The sequence below is a fragment of the uncultured Maribacter sp. genome, assembly GCF_947500985.1.
Classification (GTDB): Bacteria; Bacteroidota; Bacteroidia; order Flavobacteriales; family Flavobacteriaceae; genus Maribacter.
Window position 1 is genome coordinate 120,225 of sequence record NZ_CANMTX010000006.1, and the last position, 22,726, is coordinate 142,950.

9 protein-coding genes are annotated in these 22,726 nt (G+C 35.6%); 6 read left to right on the plus strand and 3 right to left on the minus strand.

What is annotated here, in order from left to right; genetic code table 11:
* Positions 1-32: 32 nt before the first annotated feature.
* A complete protein-coding gene (locus Q0871_RS14160; RefSeq protein ID WP_299325032.1) occupies positions 33-1,973 on the minus strand; it encodes a nucleoside-diphosphate sugar epimerase/dehydratase in 1,941 nt (646 codons plus the stop codon).
* Positions 1,974-2,429: 456 nt separating this feature from the next.
* Here Q0871_RS14160 and Q0871_RS14165 point away from each other — a divergent pair, with 456 nt between their 5' ends.
* The 5 genes from Q0871_RS14165 (at position 2,430) to Q0871_RS14185 (ending at position 18,332) form a co-directional block, all read left to right on the plus strand.
* Positions 2,430-7,961, plus strand: coding sequence for a PKD domain-containing protein (locus Q0871_RS14165; protein WP_299325033.1), 5,532 nt, complete (start codon positions 2,430-2,432; stop codon positions 7,959-7,961).
* 85 nt (positions 7,962-8,046) lie between these two features.
* Positions 8,047-9,066, plus strand: coding sequence for an NAD-dependent epimerase/dehydratase family protein (locus Q0871_RS14170; RefSeq protein WP_299325034.1), 1,020 nt, complete (start codon positions 8,047-8,049; stop codon positions 9,064-9,066).
* A 92-nt stretch (positions 9,067-9,158) separates the two neighbouring features.
* Positions 9,159-10,433, plus strand: a complete 1,275-nt coding sequence (locus Q0871_RS14175; RefSeq protein WP_299325035.1) for a nucleotide sugar dehydrogenase — start codon at positions 9,159-9,161, stop codon at positions 10,431-10,433.
* A gap of 72 nt (positions 10,434-10,505) precedes the next feature.
* Positions 10,506-11,831: a UDP-glucose/GDP-mannose dehydrogenase family protein gene (locus Q0871_RS14180; protein WP_299325036.1), complete on the plus strand. Its 1,326-nt coding sequence runs from the start codon at positions 10,506-10,508 to the stop codon at positions 11,829-11,831.
* A gap of 213 nt (positions 11,832-12,044) precedes the next feature.
* Entirely contained in the window at positions 12,045-18,332 is a 6,288-nt protein-coding gene (locus Q0871_RS14185; RefSeq protein ID WP_299325037.1) for a T9SS type B sorting domain-containing protein, read from the plus strand.
* A 77-nt stretch (positions 18,333-18,409) separates the two neighbouring features.
* On the opposite strand, the gene Q0871_RS14190 is transcribed toward Q0871_RS14185, so the two are convergent.
* Together Q0871_RS14190 and Q0871_RS14195 are read right to left on the minus strand one after the other, a co-directional pair.
* A complete protein-coding gene (locus Q0871_RS14190; protein ID WP_299325038.1) occupies positions 18,410-19,345 on the minus strand; it encodes a nucleotide-diphospho-sugar transferase in 936 nt (311 codons plus the stop codon).
* A 10-nt stretch (positions 19,346-19,355) separates the two neighbouring features.
* Positions 19,356-20,249 (minus strand): polysaccharide deacetylase family protein, encoded by an 894-nt coding sequence (locus Q0871_RS14195; protein WP_299325039.1) that lies wholly within the window; start codon positions 20,247-20,249, stop codon positions 19,356-19,358.
* 334 nt (positions 20,250-20,583) lie between these two features.
* On the opposite strand from Q0871_RS14195, the gene Q0871_RS14200 reads away from it, so the two are divergent.
* Positions 20,584-22,500, plus strand: a complete 1,917-nt coding sequence (locus tag Q0871_RS14200; RefSeq protein ID WP_299325040.1) for an Ig-like domain-containing protein — start codon at positions 20,584-20,586, stop codon at positions 22,498-22,500.
* Positions 22,501-22,726: the final 226 nt, after the last annotated feature.

Consider the following 22,726-nt stretch of genomic DNA (forward strand, 5'->3'; position numbering starts at 1 on the left):
TAAAATTTAAAATAATAAGGTTGATTAACTATTTAGGATTTAACGATTTTTAAGGCCGGAGCAAGTTCTTCATTTGATTTTTTTGCGTCATCATGCTTACATAATTCTGAATTATTGGACACAAATTCCGGTACTATTTTTTTCATAAGAATTACTGGATCACCTGCAAAGAACATATTGGTAATACATAATTCATCTATTCTTGTTCTAATTAGTGGATAATCCAAAGGTCTTACCTTACTAATTTTTATCTTTTTATGATACGTCGGCATAGTACTCTCTCCGTTTGCCAAAAGCTCTTCATATAACTTTTCACCAGGTCTTAAGCCCGTAATTTTAATATCAATATCATCAGGATAATTTAGTCCAGAAAGTTTAATCATGTTTTTAGCCAAATCAAAAATCTTAACTGATTCACCCATATCAAAGATAAAAATCTCTCCACCTTGCCCCATTGATCCTGCTTCCAAAACCAATTGAGAAGCTTCTGGTATCGTCATAAAATACCTAGTAACATCTTTATGAGTCAAAGTAATTGGACCACCTTTTTCAATTTGTTTTCTAAAAAGAGGAATAACAGATCCATTAGAACCTAAAACATTACCAAATCTAGTTGTTATAAATTTAGTTTTACCTTCTTGCTGCATACAGCTAATGTACATTTCGGCTATCCTTTTACTAGCCCCCATTACATTCGTTGGGTTAACTGCCTTATCAGTTGAGACAAAAACAAATTTCTCTACCCCATGCATTATAGATAAGTCAGAAATATTTTTAGTACCTGCAATGTTTATTTTAATTGCTTCATACGAATTATATTCCATTAATGGAACATGCTTATAAGCTGCTGCATGAAACACCATATCAGGCTTATGCTCTTCGAAAATTGAATTTAATCTATTTTTATCCCTTACATCACCAACAATAGGAACAAAATTATGAAAACCATTCTGCTTAAGTTCTTGTTGCAAATCATACAAGGCAGATTCTGCTTGATCAATTACTATTAATGATTTATAATTATATGTACAAATCTGTCTTACCAACTCGCTACCGATAGATCCAGCACCACCTGTCACAAGAACAGTTTTACCATTAAGTTCGTTAGCAATTTTACTATTATCAATATTAATCTGCGCTCTGTCTAATAAATCTTCAATTTGAACTTGCTTAATTTGTGACACTTTAAGTTCACCATTTATCCAATCTTCAACAGGAGGTACTATTTTAACTTCAACAGGATAATCTACCAATCTTTCTACCAAAATTCTTAATTTCTTTGGAGAGATTCCTTTATTGATTGAGAAAATGATTTCAGTAATGTTATTTTTTAGAATGAATTCCTCGGTAAGAATCCTTCTACTAAAAACGTCTATACCATTAATTTGCTTACCAACTTTTTTATTATCATTATCAATATAACCTAACACTCTAACCTTATTTACGGTATTCTGAGTTAAGGCATTGTGCGTTAAAATACCAGATTCGCCTGCACCATATATAATAACATTCTTGTGTGATTTTATATCCTTCGTCAGTATTGCACTATAAATAGATTTAAATACAAAACGCGAAGCTGTCAATCCAATAAAAGAAAGTAAACTGTAAATAATTATAATTGAAAGTGGTATCGTAAAGTTTTCAAAAATATTTAATTCTTTATTAATTAAAACCATGGTTATCAGCAAAATACTTGACAAACAAATAGAATTAAATATATTATACACATCACGAACTCCCGTGTGCCTGATTACTCCTTTATAAGAGCCGATTATCAAAAATGAAATTGCCGTAATCAAACAAACTACTGGTAATTGAACCAATAATTGATTAACATCAAAATTAAAAGTCAAATTAAATCTTATACAATAAGATAATATGAAGCAAATACCAACCATAAATACATCGATAGCCAAAACTATCCATTTAGATGCAAAGCGGTTTATATTATTAGGTAAGTTAAAGTAGGTCATTTTGTTTTGTTTTGGACATTACGAATCACGAATATAAAATGGGTTTATTTCTAAATAAAATTATCCAATTTATATTCGTTCATTTCGCAAATATCATCGTCTAAAAGGTTTTAAATTAGAAAATAACATTTCATTTCCATTAATAACTTTGCTTTATTTACTGACAATCAGGCAAATTTACTAAATCCATTCTATAAACGAATATTCTACAACTATATTTCACTAAAAGCCAAAGCAAGTTTTTTCTATACAATTAGACTAAAAAAAGCCTGACGTATTTAATCGACAATTTAATGGATTTCAGCGTTTTGTTCATTCATTTCGCATATACAAAAGTATCTTTGTTATAAGAAAAGTGTCCCCGGAATGTAACTATTTAGATTCTAACAAAAAATGAAGCGCATACAATTTAACAATTTATATATTTTCCTTTTTGTTTTGCTTTGCTATAATACAATGCAATCACAAACACCAGCACAAGATGGTGAATGGGGAGACCCTATTCCATTTGGCATTGTTCCTGTTGCCGTAGCAAACTTACCAGATGGCCGACTAATTACTTGGTCATCGCAATTCCGCAATACTTTTATAGAAATTGGTGATGGCATGACCTACACTGAAATTTTCGACCCTACTTTAAATGGCGGTCTTGGTCAAGCATTGGGGGAGACTGTTACACAAACAGATCATGACATGTTCTGCCCCGGCATTAATAACTTGGCGGATGGCCGTATACTTTCCGCAGGTGGCTCAACCAGTGAACGTACTAGTATTTATGATCCTATTACAGGTGTTTGGTCTCGTGCTTCAGACATGAATATACCAAGAGGCTATCAAGGAAATACCACTCTTTCAAATGGAGCTGTTTTTACAGTTGGTGGATCTTGGAGTGGTGGTGCAGGAAATAATGGTGGTAAAGCTGCCGAATTATGGACTCCTGAATCAGGGTGGGTAAATTTATCTAATATTACTGGAAATGCCATTTATACATCAAACGATCTTTCGAAAGAAGACCAAGGCGACTACAGGGTAGATAATCATGTTTGGCTTTGGCCGGCACCAAATGGAAAGCTTTTTCATGCTGGTCCAAGTGAAATGATGCACTGGATCGACCCAGATGTTTCTGGAGGAGCGATAGAGGATGCTGGAATTAGAGGAGATGACACCTACTCTATGAAAGGTACAACTGTCATGTTTGATATTGGTAAAATATTAAAAGTTGGAGGAGCAGAATCATATGGGGCTAGCTCAATGACCACTACCCCTGCAAAAGACAATTCTTATGTAATCGATATAAATGTGCCTTATGGGGATACCCCAAGTGTCATCAGTGCCGGCAATTTAGCTTTTAGTAGAACAATGCATAATAGTACGGTACTACCAAATGGTCAAGTATTGGTTACTGGCGGTCTAGATCATGGAGCAGTATTTAGTGATGTAGGTGCTCGTTATGAAGCAGAATTGTACACTCCTTCCCCAGGTAGTGGTCCTGGAACCTGGGAAACCGTTGCAACAATGGAAAAGGCTAGAACTTATCATAGTGTAGCAATATTATTAACCGACGGTCGTGTTTTTGTCGGTGGCGGAGGTCTTTGTGATGGCACTTTAGATTGTGTAAATCATTTCAATGCCGAAATTTATAGTCCTCCATATTTATTTAATCCCTCAGGAGATTTAGCAGTGAGACCTGATATTTTTAATGCTCCCGATACCGCAGATTATGATACCGATATTACCGTTAATGCTACGGCAGGTATTACAGAATTTAGTTTAATTCGCTTTTCAGCAGCTACACATAGCACAAACAATGAGCAAAGAAGAATACCTGTTAATTTTACTGGAAATGGGACTTATAATATTTCCATTCCTAACCGTGAACTTCTACCTCCCGGATATTACATGCTTTTTGCATTAGATACAGATGGAGTACCTAGTGAAGCGGCAACAATAAAAATAGGTAGTGCGCTTCCCTTGCAAATAGAAAATGAAAATTTAATTGTAGATATGAGGTTCGAAGATGGCAGTGGTAACACGGCCTCGGACAGTAGCACATATAATAACGACGGTTTTATCGTAGAACATGACGATAACGGAAACACGATAACCGGCGGAGGGAATTATAATTGGACCACTGGAATCATTGGGGGTGCCATAGAATTTGACGGACTGGAACATAACAGTAATGCGCTTATAGACATGCAGAGCTCTGAATCGCTGCAGACACTTGATAACGAAATCACGGTGATGTCCTGGGCATACAGGAACTCCAATGGGAGCACCATACCGGATACCGGCAAAGTGGCCAACGTAGGTCTACTAAGCCACGATTATACGAGCACCCTTTTCTTCGGCTTTCACAACACCCTGTACAAATGGGCCTTCGTGACCGATAACGGACCTGTGGACCTTTACGCGGGCTTTGCCCCTATGGATACCTGGGTGCATATGGCAGCCACCTACGACGGGGTTACCGCAAAACTCTATGCCAACGGAGAACTGATTTCATGGAAGGCATTGAGCGGAACTATACCGTTCAAGGACGATAGCAGCTTGAGGTCTCATTTCACAACTTCGGGATTTTTCGACGACAGATCGGCGACCAATTTACCGAGCTATGCCAACGGTAGCGGTATTACAGACGAGATCAACGGAAAGATAGACGAGCTAAAAATATTCAACAAAGTATTGGGAGAATCCGAGATATACGAATATTATAAACAGGGTATAGATACAGGAAATACGGAAGTAGTGAATTGTGCACCTGGCACTATAGAAGTAGAATATCGAATAGGAACTGGCGGAACATGGTTATCCGGAAATTCTCTAACTATACAGGAAGGCGGCGACATATACATTAGAGCGGTAACAACGGGAAATCAATATTACGTGACCACTCCTCAAGAAAACGGAACTACCTTCGATTCCGGTGCAAATGCAAATTATGCTTATCAGATAGATACCGATGTGTTTCCATTTGATAACCCTGAAAGAAACAATGGTCTTGTTGACGCATCGAACGCGGGACAGTTCGTACTAACTACTCCAGAAGGTTGTGCAGTGGTATTTGACCTTAAGGTAACTGTAATTGACGAAACTGATGGTTGTCCGAATCAATTGATAAATGAAGATAATGCAATAACATTACCAAAAGGAACATCTAACCAAGTTGAAATAGCGGTTGGCTCACCAGATAATACAAATGGTTCGGACTGCGCGCTTAGATTGGTCAACGCTGATGATAATGAACTTTATGCCAGACATGAAATTGAGCTAGATTTGACCACTTTGGGAATAAATGTAGGAGATGAAATTTTGATTTCTTTAGATGCAGATGGCACAGACGGTGTACCTAGAATTGAGGTAAATCAAGACAACCAAGCGAATAGCGCACTTATCGATTATACCTATGGTACTGGCTGGACAAATTTCGAGGACACATTTATTGTTCCTAGCGGTATTTCTTCATTGAATATTTGGCTTTATACCAATTATGCATCCAATAATGCTGGTACTGTATTTTATGACAACCTGACTATTGTAAATTTATCTCAAAATGGAGGAAACACCCCACCGGTTGCAGCTATTACTGCTGTTCCAACCAACGGAAGCGCTCCATTAGAAGTAAATTTTGATGGTTCTGATTCAACTGATGATTCAGACATTGCCTCATACAGTTGGGACTTTGGAGATGGAACAACTGCCACAGGCATAAATGTTGACAAAACATTCATCTATTCTGGAACTTATAATGTTGTTTTAACCGTTACAGCTAATGACGGTGGCACTGATACCGAGGCAATTGAAATCACTTCTAGTGGCGCTCCTATTGCTAATATTGTTGCGACACCTCAAATAGGAGATACACCATTAGATGTATCATTCGACGCATCTGGTTCCTCTGGAGACAATGCTATCGTCTCTTATGCCTGGGATTATGGAGATGGAACAATGGGTTCTGGAATAACTTCTACCCATACTTATACATTGGTTGGTAATTTTACTGCAAAACTGACTATAACAGATTCCGCTGATTTAACGAATACAGAAAATATTTTAATTACAGTGAGTGCTCCAGACAATACTGCACCAACTGCAGTTGCTGCTGCAACCCCATTAAGTGGTGAAACTCCGTTGTTAATAGATTTTGATGCTTCTGCATCAACAGATGATAACGGAATCTTTTCTTATTCATGGGATTTTGGTGATGGTACTGCAAATGAAACAGGTTCACTTATATCACACACCTATACCGATGAAGGTACTTATAATGCAATATTAACGGTTACAGACGCTGAGGGATTAATGGATACTGAAACAATAGAAATTGTAGTTTCACCAACTACTGTTACTAATTTAGCTCCAACCGCCTTGGCAATCGCAAGCCCATTAACGGGTAGCTCTCCTCTATTGGTAGATTTTGATGCAACGGGGTCTTCTGATGATAACGGTATTTTATCTTATTCATGGGATTTTGGTGACGGTTCTGCAATTGCAACCGGAATATTAATATCACATACCTATACCTCTGAAGGCACTTTTGATGCAGTTCTAACGGTTATTGATAACGAAGGATTAACCGACACCTCTATTATTGAAATTATAGTAACTCCATCTGAATCAGGTAATATAGCTCCTGTAGCTTTGGCTACGGCTACTCCTTTAAGTGGTGAAGCTCCTCTAGTGGTAGAATTTGATGCCATAGGTTCATCAGATGATAATGAAATTATATCATATTCGTGGAATTTTGATGATGGTTCGGCAAGCACTACAGGTATCAATACAACACACACATTTGGTGCCGTTGGTACTTACAATACAATTTTAACAGTAACCGATGCAGAAGGGTTGACTGATACTTTTACTGTAGAAATTACAGTATCCCCATCTACGACTGGTAATCTAGCACCAATTGCAGTTGCAAATGCGACACCTTTAACCGGAGAAGCTCCATTGTTAGTGAATTTCGATGCATCGGATTCTTCGGATGATAATGAAATTGTGACCTATTCATGGAATTTCGATGATGGTTCAACAACTGGCTCGGGCATTGTAGCTTCCCATACGTATACTGAAGAAGGAATATATGAGGTTATACTTACGGTAACCGATGAAGAAGGCTTATCAGACATTACAACATTAGAGATTAATGTTATTGCCGCAGCAGCTGAAAATCAAGCTCCAGTAGCCATAGCTACAGCGGATTTAATTAATGGACAATCTCCATTAGCCGTTAATTTTGATGCTTCTGCTTCTTCAGATGATATTGCAATTACCTCCTATTCATGGAATTTTGGTGATGGATCTTCCATAAGTACTGGTATCGAAACATCGCATACATTTGAAACAGAGGGTATTTATAATGTAGTTTTAACCGTAATCGATGCCGAAGGTCTAACAGATACTGTTGTCATAGAAATTACCGTATCTACAAATGAAACTGCCAATTTAGCACCAGTAGCTTTGGCAACTGCTGACCCATTAAATGGCGAAACACCTTTACTTGTAACTTTTGATGCATCAGGATCTTCAGATGACAAGGGTATTAGCTCATATGCATGGGATTATGGTGATGGTATAAAAGGTAACGGTATAACTACCACACACACCTTCAATGCAATAGGCACGTATGAAGTAACATTAACAGTTACAGATGAAGAAGGGGTAACAGCCACAACTAATCTAACAATAACTGTTATAACAACAAATACAACCCTTAATAATGCTGATTTAAAAGATATTTTAGTGTACCCTAATCCTGTAGGTAATGAAAATCTAAATATTAATCTTTCTGATTTTATGAATGAATCTATAGCGTTAGGGTTTTATGATTCTTATGGAAAGTTAGTATTTCAAAATATTGTGAATGAAGACCATCCTGAAGAAATTGCAATTGATGTATCATTTTTGTCCAATGGTTTATATTTAATAGAAATTACCAGAGTAGAGACAAATGAATTCACGTATAAAAAAATCATAAAAGCTAACTAGAACATTTAACTTCTATTAATCTTGCGGTAACAAAGCATTTTGTTACCGCAATAGTTACATTTGTATCTCTTAAAATTTAAAGGTTTTGAAAATACTTGTAACTGGCGCTGCTGGCTTTATTGGCTATCACTTATCGCTTTCTTTACTAAAATCTGGGCATCATATCACTGGCTTGGACAACATTAATAATTATTATGATGTTGGCTTTAAATTTTCCAGGTTAGCGGAACTAGGTATTCCAAAAGACAATATAAAAGACGACAATAATTATATTCAAAGTACCGCTTACAAAAACTTCAAATTTATCAAATGTAATTTGGAAGATGCGGTTACGATAAGTGATGTATTTAAAGAAAACAAATTTGATATTATTTGTAATCTCGCAGCCCAAGCTGGTGTACGGTATAGTCTAGAACATCCTGATAAATACATAAACAGCAACATTGTAGGTTTCTTCAATATTCTAGAGGGTTGCAAGACTACTAAGGTTCCTCATTTAATATATGCAAGTAGCTCAAGTGTATATGGTAATAGCACCACTACTCCATTTAAAACATCCGATTTTACTGATAGTCCCGTCAGTTTATATGCTGCCACAAAAAAGAGCAATGAACTAATGGCACATACTTATAGTCATTTATACAACTTTAAGACAACCGGATTAAGGTTTTTTACCGTATATGGACCATGGGGTAGACCAGACATGGCCTATTTTAAGTTTACGGAGGCTATTTTGAAAAATGAGAGTATTCCTGTTTTTAATAATGGAAAGCTTGAAAGAGATTTCACCTACATAGATGATGTAATTGGCGGAATCAATAAAATAGTTGAGAAAGGTTTTATAAGCAATTCAGAAAATAACAACAATGCCATCTATAATATAGGAAATGGCAAACCGGTAAAATTGATGAAGTTCATCGATATTTTAGAAAAAGAGTTGCATAAAAAAGCAACTTATACCATGTTGCCGATGCAAGATGGTGATGTGTATAAAACTTGGACAGATATTGAGGAATTAAAAAAGAATTACAATTACCAACCTACAATAGATATTGAATTTGGAATTCATCAGTTTGTAAAGTGGTATACTAATTTTTATAAATAAAAACTTATAAAGTCCGATAAAAATAAAATTCCCCGATTTCAATTGCCGTTATAAATAAAGGATAGAACAGAACATTTATATAAAATTAAGGAATGAAAATAGGAATTATAGGATTAGGATATGTCGGACTTCCCTTAGCTGCACTTTTTGCAAGAAAGTATAAGGTTGTAGGTTTTGATATCAGTCAGAAGAGAGTCGATGAAATAAAGTCAGGAAAAGACACTACTCTTGAACTTTCAGACTTGGACCTTGAAGAAGTTTTAACAACCAACTTTGATAAAAAAGAAAAGGGGTTAATTTGTAGCACATCAATTAATGACTTAGCAGATTGTACCTATTATATCATCACTGTCCCTACCCCTGTAGACGACACTAAGAGACCTGTCTTCACACCTTTAATTAAAGCGAGTGAAACTGTGGGTAAAATTCTTAAAAAAGGTGATATCGTTATCTATGAGTCAACCGTATACCCTGGTGCTACCGAAGAAGTTTGTATTCCTGTAATAGAAAAGACCAGCAATATGGTTTTTAATAAAGATTTCTACGCTGGGTATTCTCCAGAGCGTATAAATCCGGGAGACAAAAAACATACAGTAGAAAAAATATTAAAAGTCACTTCTGGATCTACACCAGAAATTGGTATAAAGGTCGATGAATTATATAAATCTGTAATTACGGCAGGTACCCATCTCGCCCCTACTATTAAAGTTGCAGAAGCATCAAAGGTGATTGAAAACACACAGCGAGATATCAATATCGCTTTCATGAACGAATTGGCTAAAATTTTTGGGTTATTAGATATTGATACTAATGATGTTTTAGCAGCAGCAGGTACGAAATGGAATTTTTTACCGTTTAAACCAGGGCTTGTTGGTGGTCATTGTATTGGAGTTGACCCATATTATTTAGCGCAGAAAGCTCAAGAAAATGGTTATAATCCAGATTTAATTTTGGCTGGTAGAAGAATCAATGACGGTATGGGCGAATATGTTAGCCTTCAAATCATTAAGTTGATGTTGAAACATGACCTACAAGTTAAAGATGCTAAAGTATTAATTCTTGGAGTTACGTTTAAAGAAGATTGTCCTGATGTTAGAAATACAAAAGTTGTTGATTTGGTTAAAAACTTAAATGATTATAGAGTTAACACCACAATATATGATCCTTGGGCAGACCCAGAAGAAGTAAAGCATGAATATGGATTAGAAACATCACAGCAAAAGCCTACTGACACATATGATGTCATTGTATTGGCTGTTGCACATGACAAATTTTTGAAAGAAGACTTATCTTGCTATAAAAACGAAAACACATTGGTTTACGATATAAAAGGAAAACTAACAAGTGGTTATACAGCACGTTTATAAGCCAATAAAACGATATATTTTTCAATTATAAATAGAGTTATTAACTTTAGTGCCAGAAAATAAAATTACCGAATGAATTTAACAGTTATAGGAACAGGATATGTTGGTCTAGTAAGCGGAACTTGTTTTGCTGAAATGGGAAACACAGTAACCTGTGTTGACATTGACCAGAATAAAATAACAAATCTAGAGAAAGGAATAATTCCAATATATGAGCCAGGTTTAACACAGATGGTTTTAAGGAATTATGAAAATAAAACATTGCGTTTTAGTACTGATTTGGCTAAAACACTTAAAAAGTCAGATATTGCATTCATAGCAGTTGGTACCCCAATGGGTGAAGATGGAGCTGCCGACTTACAATATGTTTTACAGGTTGCCTCAGATATTGGTGATCACATGCAGCAAAAACTTATTATTGTAGATAAATCTACTGTACCTGTAGGTACTGCAGATAAGGTAAAGGCCAAAATTCAAGAACGTTTAGATTTACGTGGTATTGACATCCCTTTTGAAGTAGTATCTAATCCTGAATTTTTAAAAGAAGGAGATGCCATCAGCGATTTCATGAAACCTGACAGAGTTGTTATTGGTGTAGAAACACCTGAGGCTGAAGAGCAAATGAGAACATTGTATGCTCCATTCTTCAGAACACAGAACAGAATGATTTCTATGGATGTGCGTTCTGCAGAAATGACAAAATATGTAGCGAATGCTATGTTAGCAACTAAGATTTCATTTATGAACGAAGTTGCCAATATATGCGAATTAGTAGGTGCAGATGTAAATAAAGTAAGAGTTGGTATAGGTTCTGACAGTAGGATCGGATATAGTTTCATTTATCCTGGTAGCGGTTATGGCGGTTCATGTTTTCCAAAAGATGTGAAAGCATTAAAACGCTCTGCTCAACAACACGGATATACTCCTAGATTAATTGACGCTGTAGAAAAAGTAAACAACGATCAAAAATTCGTAATTGCAAATAAGGTTGTAAAACACTTTGGAGAAGATTTATCTGGCAAAACATTCGCTATATGGGGTCTTGCTTTTAAACCAGAGACAGATGATATGAGAGAAGCTCCAGCAATCTATATCATTAAGGATCTTGTTAAAAGAGGTGCTAAAATAAACACCTATGACCCTAAAGCAATGCACGAAGCAAAAAGTCACTATTTAAAGGATGTAGAAAATGTATCTTATTTTGATTCTAAATATGATACGTTAAAAGATGCGGATGCCATGATACTTTTAACAGAGTGGAAAGAATTTAGATCTCCAGATTTTGAAGAATTAAAAGTGAGACTAAAAGAACCTATAATCTTTGATGGCAGAAACCAATATACATCATTGAATATGCCAGAAAAAGGCTTTACGTATTACCAAATAGGTAAGAAATAACAACTTCTTTGTTAAGAAGTATTTGAAGGTCAAGAACACTGTTCTTGACCTTTTTTGTTGATAATCATTTAAAAATTAATAGTATATATAGGCTCTTATCTAGTAATTTTGCGATTCAGCGATTAATGAAATCATTGGGTAAATTGCTACCTATTTTTACTACGTATCTTTTTCTGACCCCTTAGATTGATACGGTTTTTATAAATAACTACTATGCTACACAGAACATTATATTTAGTATTATTTTTTTTATGTTTCTCAACGATCACATTATTTGCTCAAGATAACGACGGTGATTTAGTTTTGGACAACGTAGATTTAGATGATGATAATGATGGTATTTTAGATGTCAATGATTGTCAAATAGCCATTCCAAATTTTAGTTTTGAGGCCCCTGGATTCACCCCTCCATACCCCGCAGCAGACAATTGGACTATAATTGGTGGCAATGGAACTGGACTTCATAATACTGAAGCTAGTAATTATACAGCTGCACCTGATGGAACTTACTTTTTTTACATGAATACTAACCCTGGGGTTGTTGCTCAAGCTACAACAACCAATTTGGTTGGTATTTTTAGTGAAGGAGGATATCTTCTTACAGTAGCAATTGGTGATGGAATTAACAATACAAATGCTTTTAGAAATGATGCGGAAAGTATTATAGAACTGGGTTATTATGATAATTTAGGAACTTTTATAACTGTAAACTCACGTATTATTGATGGCGCTACAGAAACCATCCCTGGCTCATTTAATGATTTTGAGTTACTAACAGTATTGAATGCAGGTGACCCTGCATTAGGTCAAGGTATTTTTATAAGAATTACGCACACAGGAGCGGTTGGAGCTCAAGCTGGTAATTATGATAATATAAGATTAGAACTTGATTCAAATGGAAATGGTATTTCGAATTGTTTTGAAATCGATTCCGATGGAGATGGAATAAACGACGTATTAGAAGCTGGATATACAGATGCAGATAATAATGGCATTTTAGATGGGGTAATAAACTTAGCGGATGGTACTATAACTGGTATAGACGGATATACTGGCAATAGAGATGATGTTGTTGACGACGCTAAAGATGGATCTATCATTTTAGATTATGATGGCGACACCTATTTAAATAAAGATGATTTAGACGATGACAATGACGGTATTCTTGATGACAATGAATGTAATATTGTTATAACCAATAATAGTTTTGAAAATGGAGGTGCTGGTGACCCTATTACCGGGTGGTCTAACTCTAATAATGCAGGCACAATAGCTTGGGGTATTGAAATACCTACCGCCACAAATTATTATTCAATACCTGATGATAATACTATTGCCTTTATTAACGGTAACGCTGTAATCACCTTAAATCAATCAAGTGCTGCATTTGGAATAGGAAATTATATTACTAGTCTAGAAATTGGAGATGGGATAGAAACTGACAATCCATTTAGTAATGATGGTCAGTCGTTAATTGAAATTGGTTATGACAATGGTAGTGGTTTTCAAACTGTAAATAGCCTAACGGTAGAAAGCTATGAGACACCTAATGGTTTATGGACAGACTTTACATTTTCCACAAATATTCCGGCCGGAAGTCCCGCTATAGGCGAAGGTATTCTAATACAAATTACACACACAGAAAATGTAGCATTACGACAACAAGGTGGAGATTATGATCTTGTGCAAGTTCGTCAAGATAGAAACTCAAATGGCATTCCAGATTGTTTTGAAGATGATATTGATAATGATGGCTGTGCTGATGTTATTGAAGCAGGTCATACCGACGGAGGTGGTGGAATTTTAGCAAATTCCGGTCCAAATGGAGATGGTACAGTCACTCCAATAGGAACAGGTTATACTGGAATAAACCAAGCCGTATTAAGTAATAGCATAAATATTTGTACCGAAGATTTAGATTTTGACAATGATGGCGAAGATGACATTGTAGATTTGGACGATGATAATGACGGTATTTTAGATAGGTATGAATGCGAAATTCCTGTACCAAATTTTAGCTTTGAAACTGATAATTTACCTGCAGACCCTATTCAAAGTTGGCAAGTGGTTACAGGAACAAACTATGGAATAGAAACAATAGACGGAACTAATTTTACAGCTGCCCAGGAAGGTAATTCATTTGGCTTTATAAATGGTGATGGTTCCATACAATTAAACGAGGTTTGGGCTACTTATGATAGAGAAGCAACTTATATTTTAGAATTTTCAATTGGAGACCCAATTCCTTTCGCTCCTCAATTTTCCAATGATAGCCGTACTATTGTTGAACTTGGATATTCTAACGGAACAACCTTCACAGCTTTTGCCGCTGGAGATTATACTGTTGAAAGTTACGAAACACCCAACGGTACTTGGTCTAAGTTTAGTATTTCTGTACCAGTTACGACAGCATCAGCTGGTTTTGGACAAGGAGTTACTATCCGAATAACACATGATGACACTTCATTGAATAACACCTCACAGACTACTTTTGATAATTTCATTTTAAAAATTGACACCGACGGCGATGGTGAGCCAGATTGCACAGATTTAGATAGTGATGATGATGGTTGTTTTGATGTTGTAGAAGCTGGGCATACTGATGCTGGTGGAGGCGTCTTAGGTACTACAGTTGATGGTAACGGATTAGTCACTGGGGCAGCTACGGGTTATACAGGTCCAAGAAACCAAATATGGGATAACACAAATAACATTACATGTAATCCCTTAGATACCGATGGAGATTTAGTCGAAGACGGAAATTACTTTCATTATGATGCTGGCAATACTTTACAGACTAATATTGATGAAGATGATGATAATGACGGTATTTTAGATGTTGATGAGGATTGCGAACTTATAAACACAGCTTTTCTACGTCAACCATGGGATTTTGAAATACCGACAAACAATTTTCTATTAGGTGGAACCGACACTCCTTTTACTTCCGTGGTAGATTACTGGTATACGGAAACAGGAGCAGGTGATGCTTTTGTTCATTTAGCAAATGCTGATAATTTCTTAGGACCTAATCCTGACCCCTATAGTGTTAATTATGCAACCGATGGTACATTATTAGAAGATTTTCCTGAACCAGATGGCGCTTACGATGCATTTTTAGCTCTTCATGGTGATGTAACTATTACTCAAACGGAATCTAGAATTACCTTAGAAGAAGGAACTTATATACTTACTTTAGCTGTTGGTGATGGATTAGATTATGAAGATCAATTTAGAAATGACGGGACTAGTTATATTGAAATTGGTTATGCAGATGGTGGCAACAATTTTAATCCATTAGGTTATGATTTAACTATTCTACCGGAAGAAACACCTAATGGATCATGGACAGATTTTTCAATTAGTTACGAAATACCTGTAGGTTCTCCCGCAATAGGAAATGATATAAGAATTAGAATAACGCATACCATAGATGTAGGTTTAAATCAACAAGCAGGAAATTATGATCATTTTAGAATTAGTCGCGACACCGATGGTGATTTAATTCCTGACTGCTTAGATTCAGATTCAGATGATGATGGTTGCCCAGACAGTATCGAGGCAGGTTACTCTGATGATGATCGGGACGGAGTATTAGGAGTTGGTGTTCCCACAGTAGACAATAATAATGGTCGCGTAACAAGTGTGGCTGGATATACTAATCTCCCATTAAACCCAGGGGTAAGAGTAGTTTCTTTACCAGCAGTAATTGACACACAACTAACAGACCCAACTGTAGTTTGTGAAGGAGAAGACGCTGTATTTACAGTGCTGGCATCAAGACCAGCCCCAAACCCAACCATAGTATATGAATGGTACGAAAGTACCGATGGCGGCACCACCTTTGTATTACTTACAGAAGTGGCTCCATACTCGGGCACAGCTACAACAGAACTTACCATTGCTGGGGTAGCAATAGCACAAGACTCTTATCAATATAGGGTTCGTGTCATGGGAGATGATAATCTTTGTTACGAAGAATCTATAGCAACCCTTAATGTAACTGCTGGACCAACAGCTATTACTCCTGTCGCCACAACAGCCAATATTTGTGAGGGTGAAGATGCAGAGTTTACTATTACAGGTACTCCGGGAGATATCATTACATACTCCCTTGATGGCGGCACAACCAATATACCTGTAACTTTAGATGCAACGGGAATTGAAACTATAACATCTGCTGCAGCTACTGTAGATGTGACTATGGAAATAAGTAGTGTTGAAAGTGGCACATGTACTCTTAACCTAGTACCAGTCACTTCTGCTACGGTTACAGTAAATACAATACCTGAATTAGACTTAGCAACAGAGGGAATATGTTCAGCTGACCTTTTAACTTATGATGTTGATATACTTTTAAATGTTGGAAATATAACCGCAGTTAGTGAAGGTACTCTTTCTGGCACTACAGTTACAGGAATAACCGCAGGAAATGATTTAGTAATCACAGTGGACAATAATGGTTGTATCAGAGATTTTACTGTAACGGCTCCAGATTGCTCTTGTCCTACTATTGATATCCCTATAAATGCAAATAACCCCTCTATCTGCTTTGGAGCTGTTACTCCAGATGTTTCTGTAGATTTAGGAACCAATGGTGATGCCATAAATTGGTATGATGCAAGTACGGCAGGTACACTTTTAGGTAATGGAACGATTTACACAACCGGAGAAACTGTGGTTGGCACATACACGTATTATGCAGAAGCTGTTGAAACTGCTTCAGGATGTACAAGTAATAGAATACCAGTTACGTTGGTTATCAACCCAATGCCTATAGCTGATACCAGTTTAAACATTAATGAATGTGCCTTGTATACGCTGCCTGCATTATCTGCAGATAACTTCTACTATACTGGGGCTGGTGCTACTGGAACCAATCTAACCGAAGGCTCAAATATTACAACTACCCAAACAGTCTATATTTATTCAGAATCGGGAACAACACCTAACTGTTTTGATGAAAACAGTTTCTTAGTGACTATTAGCGAAACCCCCGTAATAAATTTACTTTCAGCCACTTGTAGTGCAGATTTAAACACCTATTCTGTTCAATTTTCAAATAGTAATACGACAGCAGTTATAACAACATCTGCTGGTACAGTCAGTGGTAACAGTGTTATTGACATTCCATCAACTACAGGTTCTATTACCATCACTGCAGACAATAATGGTTGTATTGCTACTTTAACAGTTATTGCACCAGATTGTTCGTGTCCTATTATAGATGATGCCGTTAACCCAATAAACCAAACTATATGTGAAGGTTCACCAAACCCTAACTTAGAAGTTTCTTTAGGAGCTACCGGAGATACGATTAATTGGTATACTACGGCTACAGGAGGCGCAAGTATAGCTAGTGGGCTTAACTTTACACCTACCGATTCAGCTATAGGTACGTATACGTATTATGCTGAAGCAAGTGATAGCATTACAGATTGTATTGGTGATAATAGAATTGTAGTAACCTTAACGATTGAACAAGTACCAGTAGCGGATACATTGAGCGACGTTGAAGGTTGCGAATTTTATATACTACCCAACTTAAACGCTAACAATAGCTATTACACAAGCCCAAATGGTACAGGCCAATTACTAGCTGAAGGGAGCCAAATAAATCAAAGTCAGACCATATATATCTTTGCACAATCACCAAATAACACAGATTGTTTTTCAGAATCTGAATTTGATGTTACTATTTTAGAAAAACCAATAATAGACCTTCCTTTCGAAGTGTCACTTTGTCCCAATTCGAATGGGGTAAGCAGCGCTGTTCCTATAGGTACTGACCTAGGTACTGGTTATATTTATGACTGGACACCGAATAACGATAGCAATGGAGATGGAATAGAAGAGGCTATTTTCAATGTTACCGAACCTGGTGAATATAGCCTTAGAATATTTACTATAGGTAATACTATTAATTGTGGTGGAAGTCTGGAGTATGTTGTTAACGTTACAGATGCCCCTTTAGCACAAAATATAGAGGTTGAAATTACAGCCGAAGGTTATGAATTAAACTCTGGTAATCGGGTTAGGGCTATTATCAATGATGATATTTTCGCTTATACCAATTTCGAGTATAGCTTAGATAATCCCGACGGACCATACCAAGCGGATAATTTCTTTCAAAATGTGGTCGGAGGATTGCACACCATATTTGTTAGATCAAATCAAGGATGCGGTAGTACATTAGAAAGTGAGCCTTTTCTTATTGTAAACTATCCTACATACTTCTCACCTAATGGAGACGGATCTAATGACACTTGGTTTCCATTAGGTTTAGCAGACCCTAATTTAACCAGCAATGTAGTTGCTGAAATATATGATAGACATGGTAAACTGGTACATTACTTAGATCCTTTCGGTGCTGGATGGGATGGAACTTATAATGGAGAATCTTTACCTGAATCTGATTATTGGTTCGTTATAGAATATACCGATGCCATAGATGACAATAGAAACATTCAGTTTAAAGGTCATTTTAGTTTGATTCGCTAGGTTTTGACCTATCATTAATAAAAAAAGCATCAGAATTTATCTAAATTCTGATGCTTTTAATTTTTATACTACATTAATTATTTATTATAGAAAACAGCTAGCATATTCTTGACCGCATCTTTAATCGATTTCGGAAAAAACCATGCAAGTGAATTAATCAACGTATTTCTTTCCTTATAAAATAGCTTATCAAATTCAATTTGTGGCAAAATATATTTTGGATGGCGCAGCGGAAAAGAAAGCTCATCTCGCTTATCATAATTCATAAACGGACTTTTAGAACTATGCGTAGCATCTTCTCCATATCCTATATTACTAATTAGATTGACTTCAGGAAAAATACCCAATTGATTTTGCGCAGCCAAACTATAACACCACTGATAATCCCAAGCGTTAACCAAGCCAGTTTCAATAGCTTTTACCCTTCGCTTCCAATACGTATAATCTTTTCCTAAATAGCCACAGTTAGACAAGATAGAATCTTCATATTTTCCAGATTTCCAAACCATATCATAATCCATATTATTCCATGCTCTGCGCCATGTAGCCCAGCCCCAACATACAGAATATTGAGAAAAACAATAAGAATCATCAACCGGTATATTTCCTACTTGATTATAGCCGGAAATTAAACCTATACGTTCATCATCTTTATATTGTTCTAATAATGTTTCGCAGAATGGAAAAAAACTTTCACTGCCTACACAATCATCTTCTAAAATAATACCTTGTTCTTCATGTTCAAAAAACCAATTAATAGCAGTATAGACTCCTGGTCCACAACCAAGATTTTTTTCTTGAAACAAGGTCTTGACCTCGCAATCCCAATCAATCGCTTTAATAACCGCTTCACGGGTATTTTTTACCTTACTATCATCTGCCTCAACAGTCGACCTTGGACCGTCACCACAGATATACATTCTTTTTGGTTTACTTTTTTTAATAGCCTCCAAAGATTTTAAAGCAACCTCAGTTCTATTGAAAATTATAAAAAGTATGGGTGTATCTAACATTACTTAAATTTTAAACTAATGACTTAGGTAAAAAATTGGTATTATAATCAAGTTCTTGGACACCTTTAATTAAAAAGTGTTTTATATGAGATAATTTCCAATCGGCAATTATTTGATCTCTTCTTAAAAAAACAGTACTCTTATCTAGTTGACCATTACCATTTATATGACAACCTCTTGAGGCCGATATACAGGATTCATATCCATTGTCCATAACAAACTCAAACGCAGGTTTGGTAAAATTCTCAAATCTACCATAAGTATAAGCGAAGTGTTTGATAGCACCACACTTTTGAGTTAAAATAGCATCTGCCTTCAAAAAGTCTTCTTCAAACTGTTCTTGAGTCAATTGAGATACCATATCATGCTTAAACGTATGGTTACCAATTTCATGTCCTTGACTTTGTAATAACTCAACTTCTTTCCAACTCAAAAATGCAACAGGTGGCATTTCTAATTTTTCTTTACAGAAATGTTTTATTTTCTCTACATCGGTCAAACCTATACTTGCAGGGTTTACATAAAAGCAACAACTAGCTCCAAACTTATTTAATGCTTTTGCTGCCAACATGTTATTTTGAATACCATCATCAGAACTCCAAGCTATATAAGGCTTATCTACCCTATCCGTAAGCAATCTTTCAACGGCTTCTGAATGACTAATAAACACATGATCTTTAGAAAGATATTCTAATAAGATTTCAAAATTTTCTAACTCATCTTTAAAAATATGATGAAAGTATAAAAATTGAACCCTTGTTTTTTTTAATTTTTCTTCATCACCAAAAATGATATGTTTTAAACTTAATAAATCTAAGGTCGAAGACCTTACACCTGCCCTAAATTTTCCATTTTGACCTTGTTTAATTTGAGCATAAGTATCAATAAGTATAGTATCTTTCATTTAAGACAATTTCATTCTCCAAAGATAGTTTTAATATTATTTTCTCTAGATCATAATTATAAACTAGTTATCGTTTTTAAAATTGTATTAATCCGATGAAATAACATCTAAATGTTAAAAAGTAAGTAGTTTAACGAAAATGCTTAATTGTAAACATCCAAACGGTCTTTTAGAACGTTTAATCTTAAAAGATATATTTTTTGTGCATTTCATCGAATAAAAGAGTTTTTAATCGGCAAATTCAATAAAAAGTTGAATTTTTGAAATGAGAAAGAAAAAACATTAACCCAATTCACCTACTTTACCTATGAATGTAAACCTTAGATTCCCCAAATTGTCTACGGCCCTTTTAATTTCTATTATTTTAACGTCATGTTCAAAAGATGCTGATTTACTATCGGAGTACGTTATTAATGACGATGATCAATCTATAGAAGTTGGTCTATTAATACAAAATGATTTTGTGACCACGCAACCTAATACCAGTATTGTCATTGATGTACTGTCAAATGACAACTATGCTAATTGGGAAGATGTACAAATCATTAGTATTTCTTCTCCTTTAAATGGTGAAGTGATATTAAACGATAACAAAACGCTAACCTATATTCCTGATGGTTTTATAGACACCACAGATACTTCAGAAGAAACTACTGGTACAGAACCGGAAACAACATCTGAGCCAGAAACAACTCCAGAACCGGAAACAACTCCAGAACCAGAGCCAACACCTGAAACCGAACCGACTCCTGAACCAGAGGCAACACCAGAACCTACTCCTGAGCCTGAAACAAATACTGAAGAGGAGACAGAAACTATTGAAGATACATTTACATATACTACAGAGGTTACAAACCCTGAAGACAATACGGTAACCACAGAAGAAGCTACGGTAACTGTAGTTATAACTAATTCTACTTTTGCCACTTCTGGTGAAAATATATATTACGTAACCCCTTATGGTAATGCAAATAATGATGGTAGAACAGAACAAAACGCATGGAACCTACAATATGCTTTAAGCCAGGCAAGTGCAGGTGATATTGTTCATATTAAAGCTGGTAATTATGGTAGTACCGAACTAATTCAAACTAAAAACGGAAGTGAAAATTCACCTATCATCTTTAATGGGTACCAGAACACACCTGGTGACGTTCAGTCAACAACCAGCTCCAGTTTTTCCGATGGTAGTACTATTAATGGTTCGTTTTTGCCTCTTTTACAAGGTAATGTCTCCAATGGCTTATCAATTGGACAAGCTTTACAAATTGATGGTAACTATGTAGAATTAAATAATATTCAAATTACAAATTTTGAATTTGGAATTCTTTCAAGAGGTGAAGGAGTAAAATTGAATAATATATTCATTTATGAGATGGGTGATTTCAGATCAAACATATCTGGTTTTGGGGATTATAGCGGAATAGGAATTAGATTAGAAGGTAACAATTCAGTAGTAACCAAAAGTTACATTCTAGATTGTGGTGCTGAAGCATTAGTACTAAGTAATTGTAATAGTTGTTATGTAAATGATTCCGAAATTTCTTCGAAAAACAATACAAATCCAACAGATTACTACTTACTTTTAACGGGGGGAACAACGAATAGTACAGTTGATAACGTGGTTATTAGAAGACAAAGCGGTATATCTCATTACGGGCATGGTTTGGTAGCTAAGTCAAATGCATTTAGAAATCAAATCATTAACTCTACCGTAATAAACACTACTATAGAAATGTCCTTCTCGAATGTCTATGAAAATACTGTAAGAAATTGCACTATTACTGGAACGTTCTATGAAAATGGAGATACTTCAGGCTCTCTTGAAGTAGCAAATGGAGCCCATCACAACAATTTTGAAAACATTTCTATACAAGGCGTATGGGGTGCTGTAAAATTTAGAGATTGGGTTGATCAATCCGGACAAGCTAATGATGCACAAGATGCAGGTAATAACAACACATATAATAACGTTCAAGTATCTAACTCCCAAATTGGCATTCATTTTGACGAGTTTGACAAACTGGAAGGTGTAGCTTGGAATAACACATTCAATAATTGTTCTTTTAAAGATTTAGAAAGGCTTTTTCAAGTAAATCGACCAAATTCGAATAACGCATTTAAGAACACAACAGTTCAAAATGTTGGACAGTTATCCGCAACTTCTAACGGTTATAATTATTCGTTAAATTCAAATACTGTTTTTGAAAATATGTCATGGATAAATATTAGTTTTACTCCTCCAAACTAAATGTAAGAGTAATAAAAATTAACGAATCCGTGGTAATTAATTTTACTACGGATTTTTTTTAAACAATAACTATAGCATTACTTCATAATCTACTTATTTCAATCAGAAAAGATTCCTCATATAAAATTAAATTGAAGAGAATCACTACTTTTTAAATATTTTGAATAAGTTTTTTCAACTTAATACGTTATTCTTATCAAGCTTAGAAGTTTAAATAAGAATATCA

Excerpts from the sequence above, each read along its gene's own strand:
- Q0871_RS14160 (WP_299325032.1), bottom strand. The coding sequence starts at position 1,973 with ATGACCTACTTTAACTTACCTAATAATATAAACCGCTTTGCATCTAAA.
- Q0871_RS14165 (WP_299325033.1), top strand. The coding sequence starts at position 2,430 with ATGCAATCACAAACACCAGCACAAGATGGTGAATGGGGAGACCCTATT.
- Q0871_RS14175 (WP_299325035.1), top strand. The coding sequence starts at position 9,159 with ATGAAAATAGGAATTATAGGATTAGGATATGTCGGACTTCCCTTAGCT.
- Q0871_RS14180 (WP_299325036.1), top strand. The coding sequence starts at position 10,506 with ATGAATTTAACAGTTATAGGAACAGGATATGTTGGTCTAGTAAGCGGA.
- Q0871_RS14185 (WP_299325037.1), top strand. The coding sequence starts at position 12,045 with ATGCTACACAGAACATTATATTTAGTATTATTTTTTTTATGTTTCTCA.
- Q0871_RS14190 (WP_299325038.1), bottom strand. The coding sequence starts at position 19,345 with ATGTTAGATACACCCATACTTTTTATAATTTTCAATAGAACTGAGGTT.
- Q0871_RS14195 (WP_299325039.1), bottom strand. The coding sequence starts at position 20,249 with ATGAAAGATACTATACTTATTGATACTTATGCTCAAATTAAACAAGGT.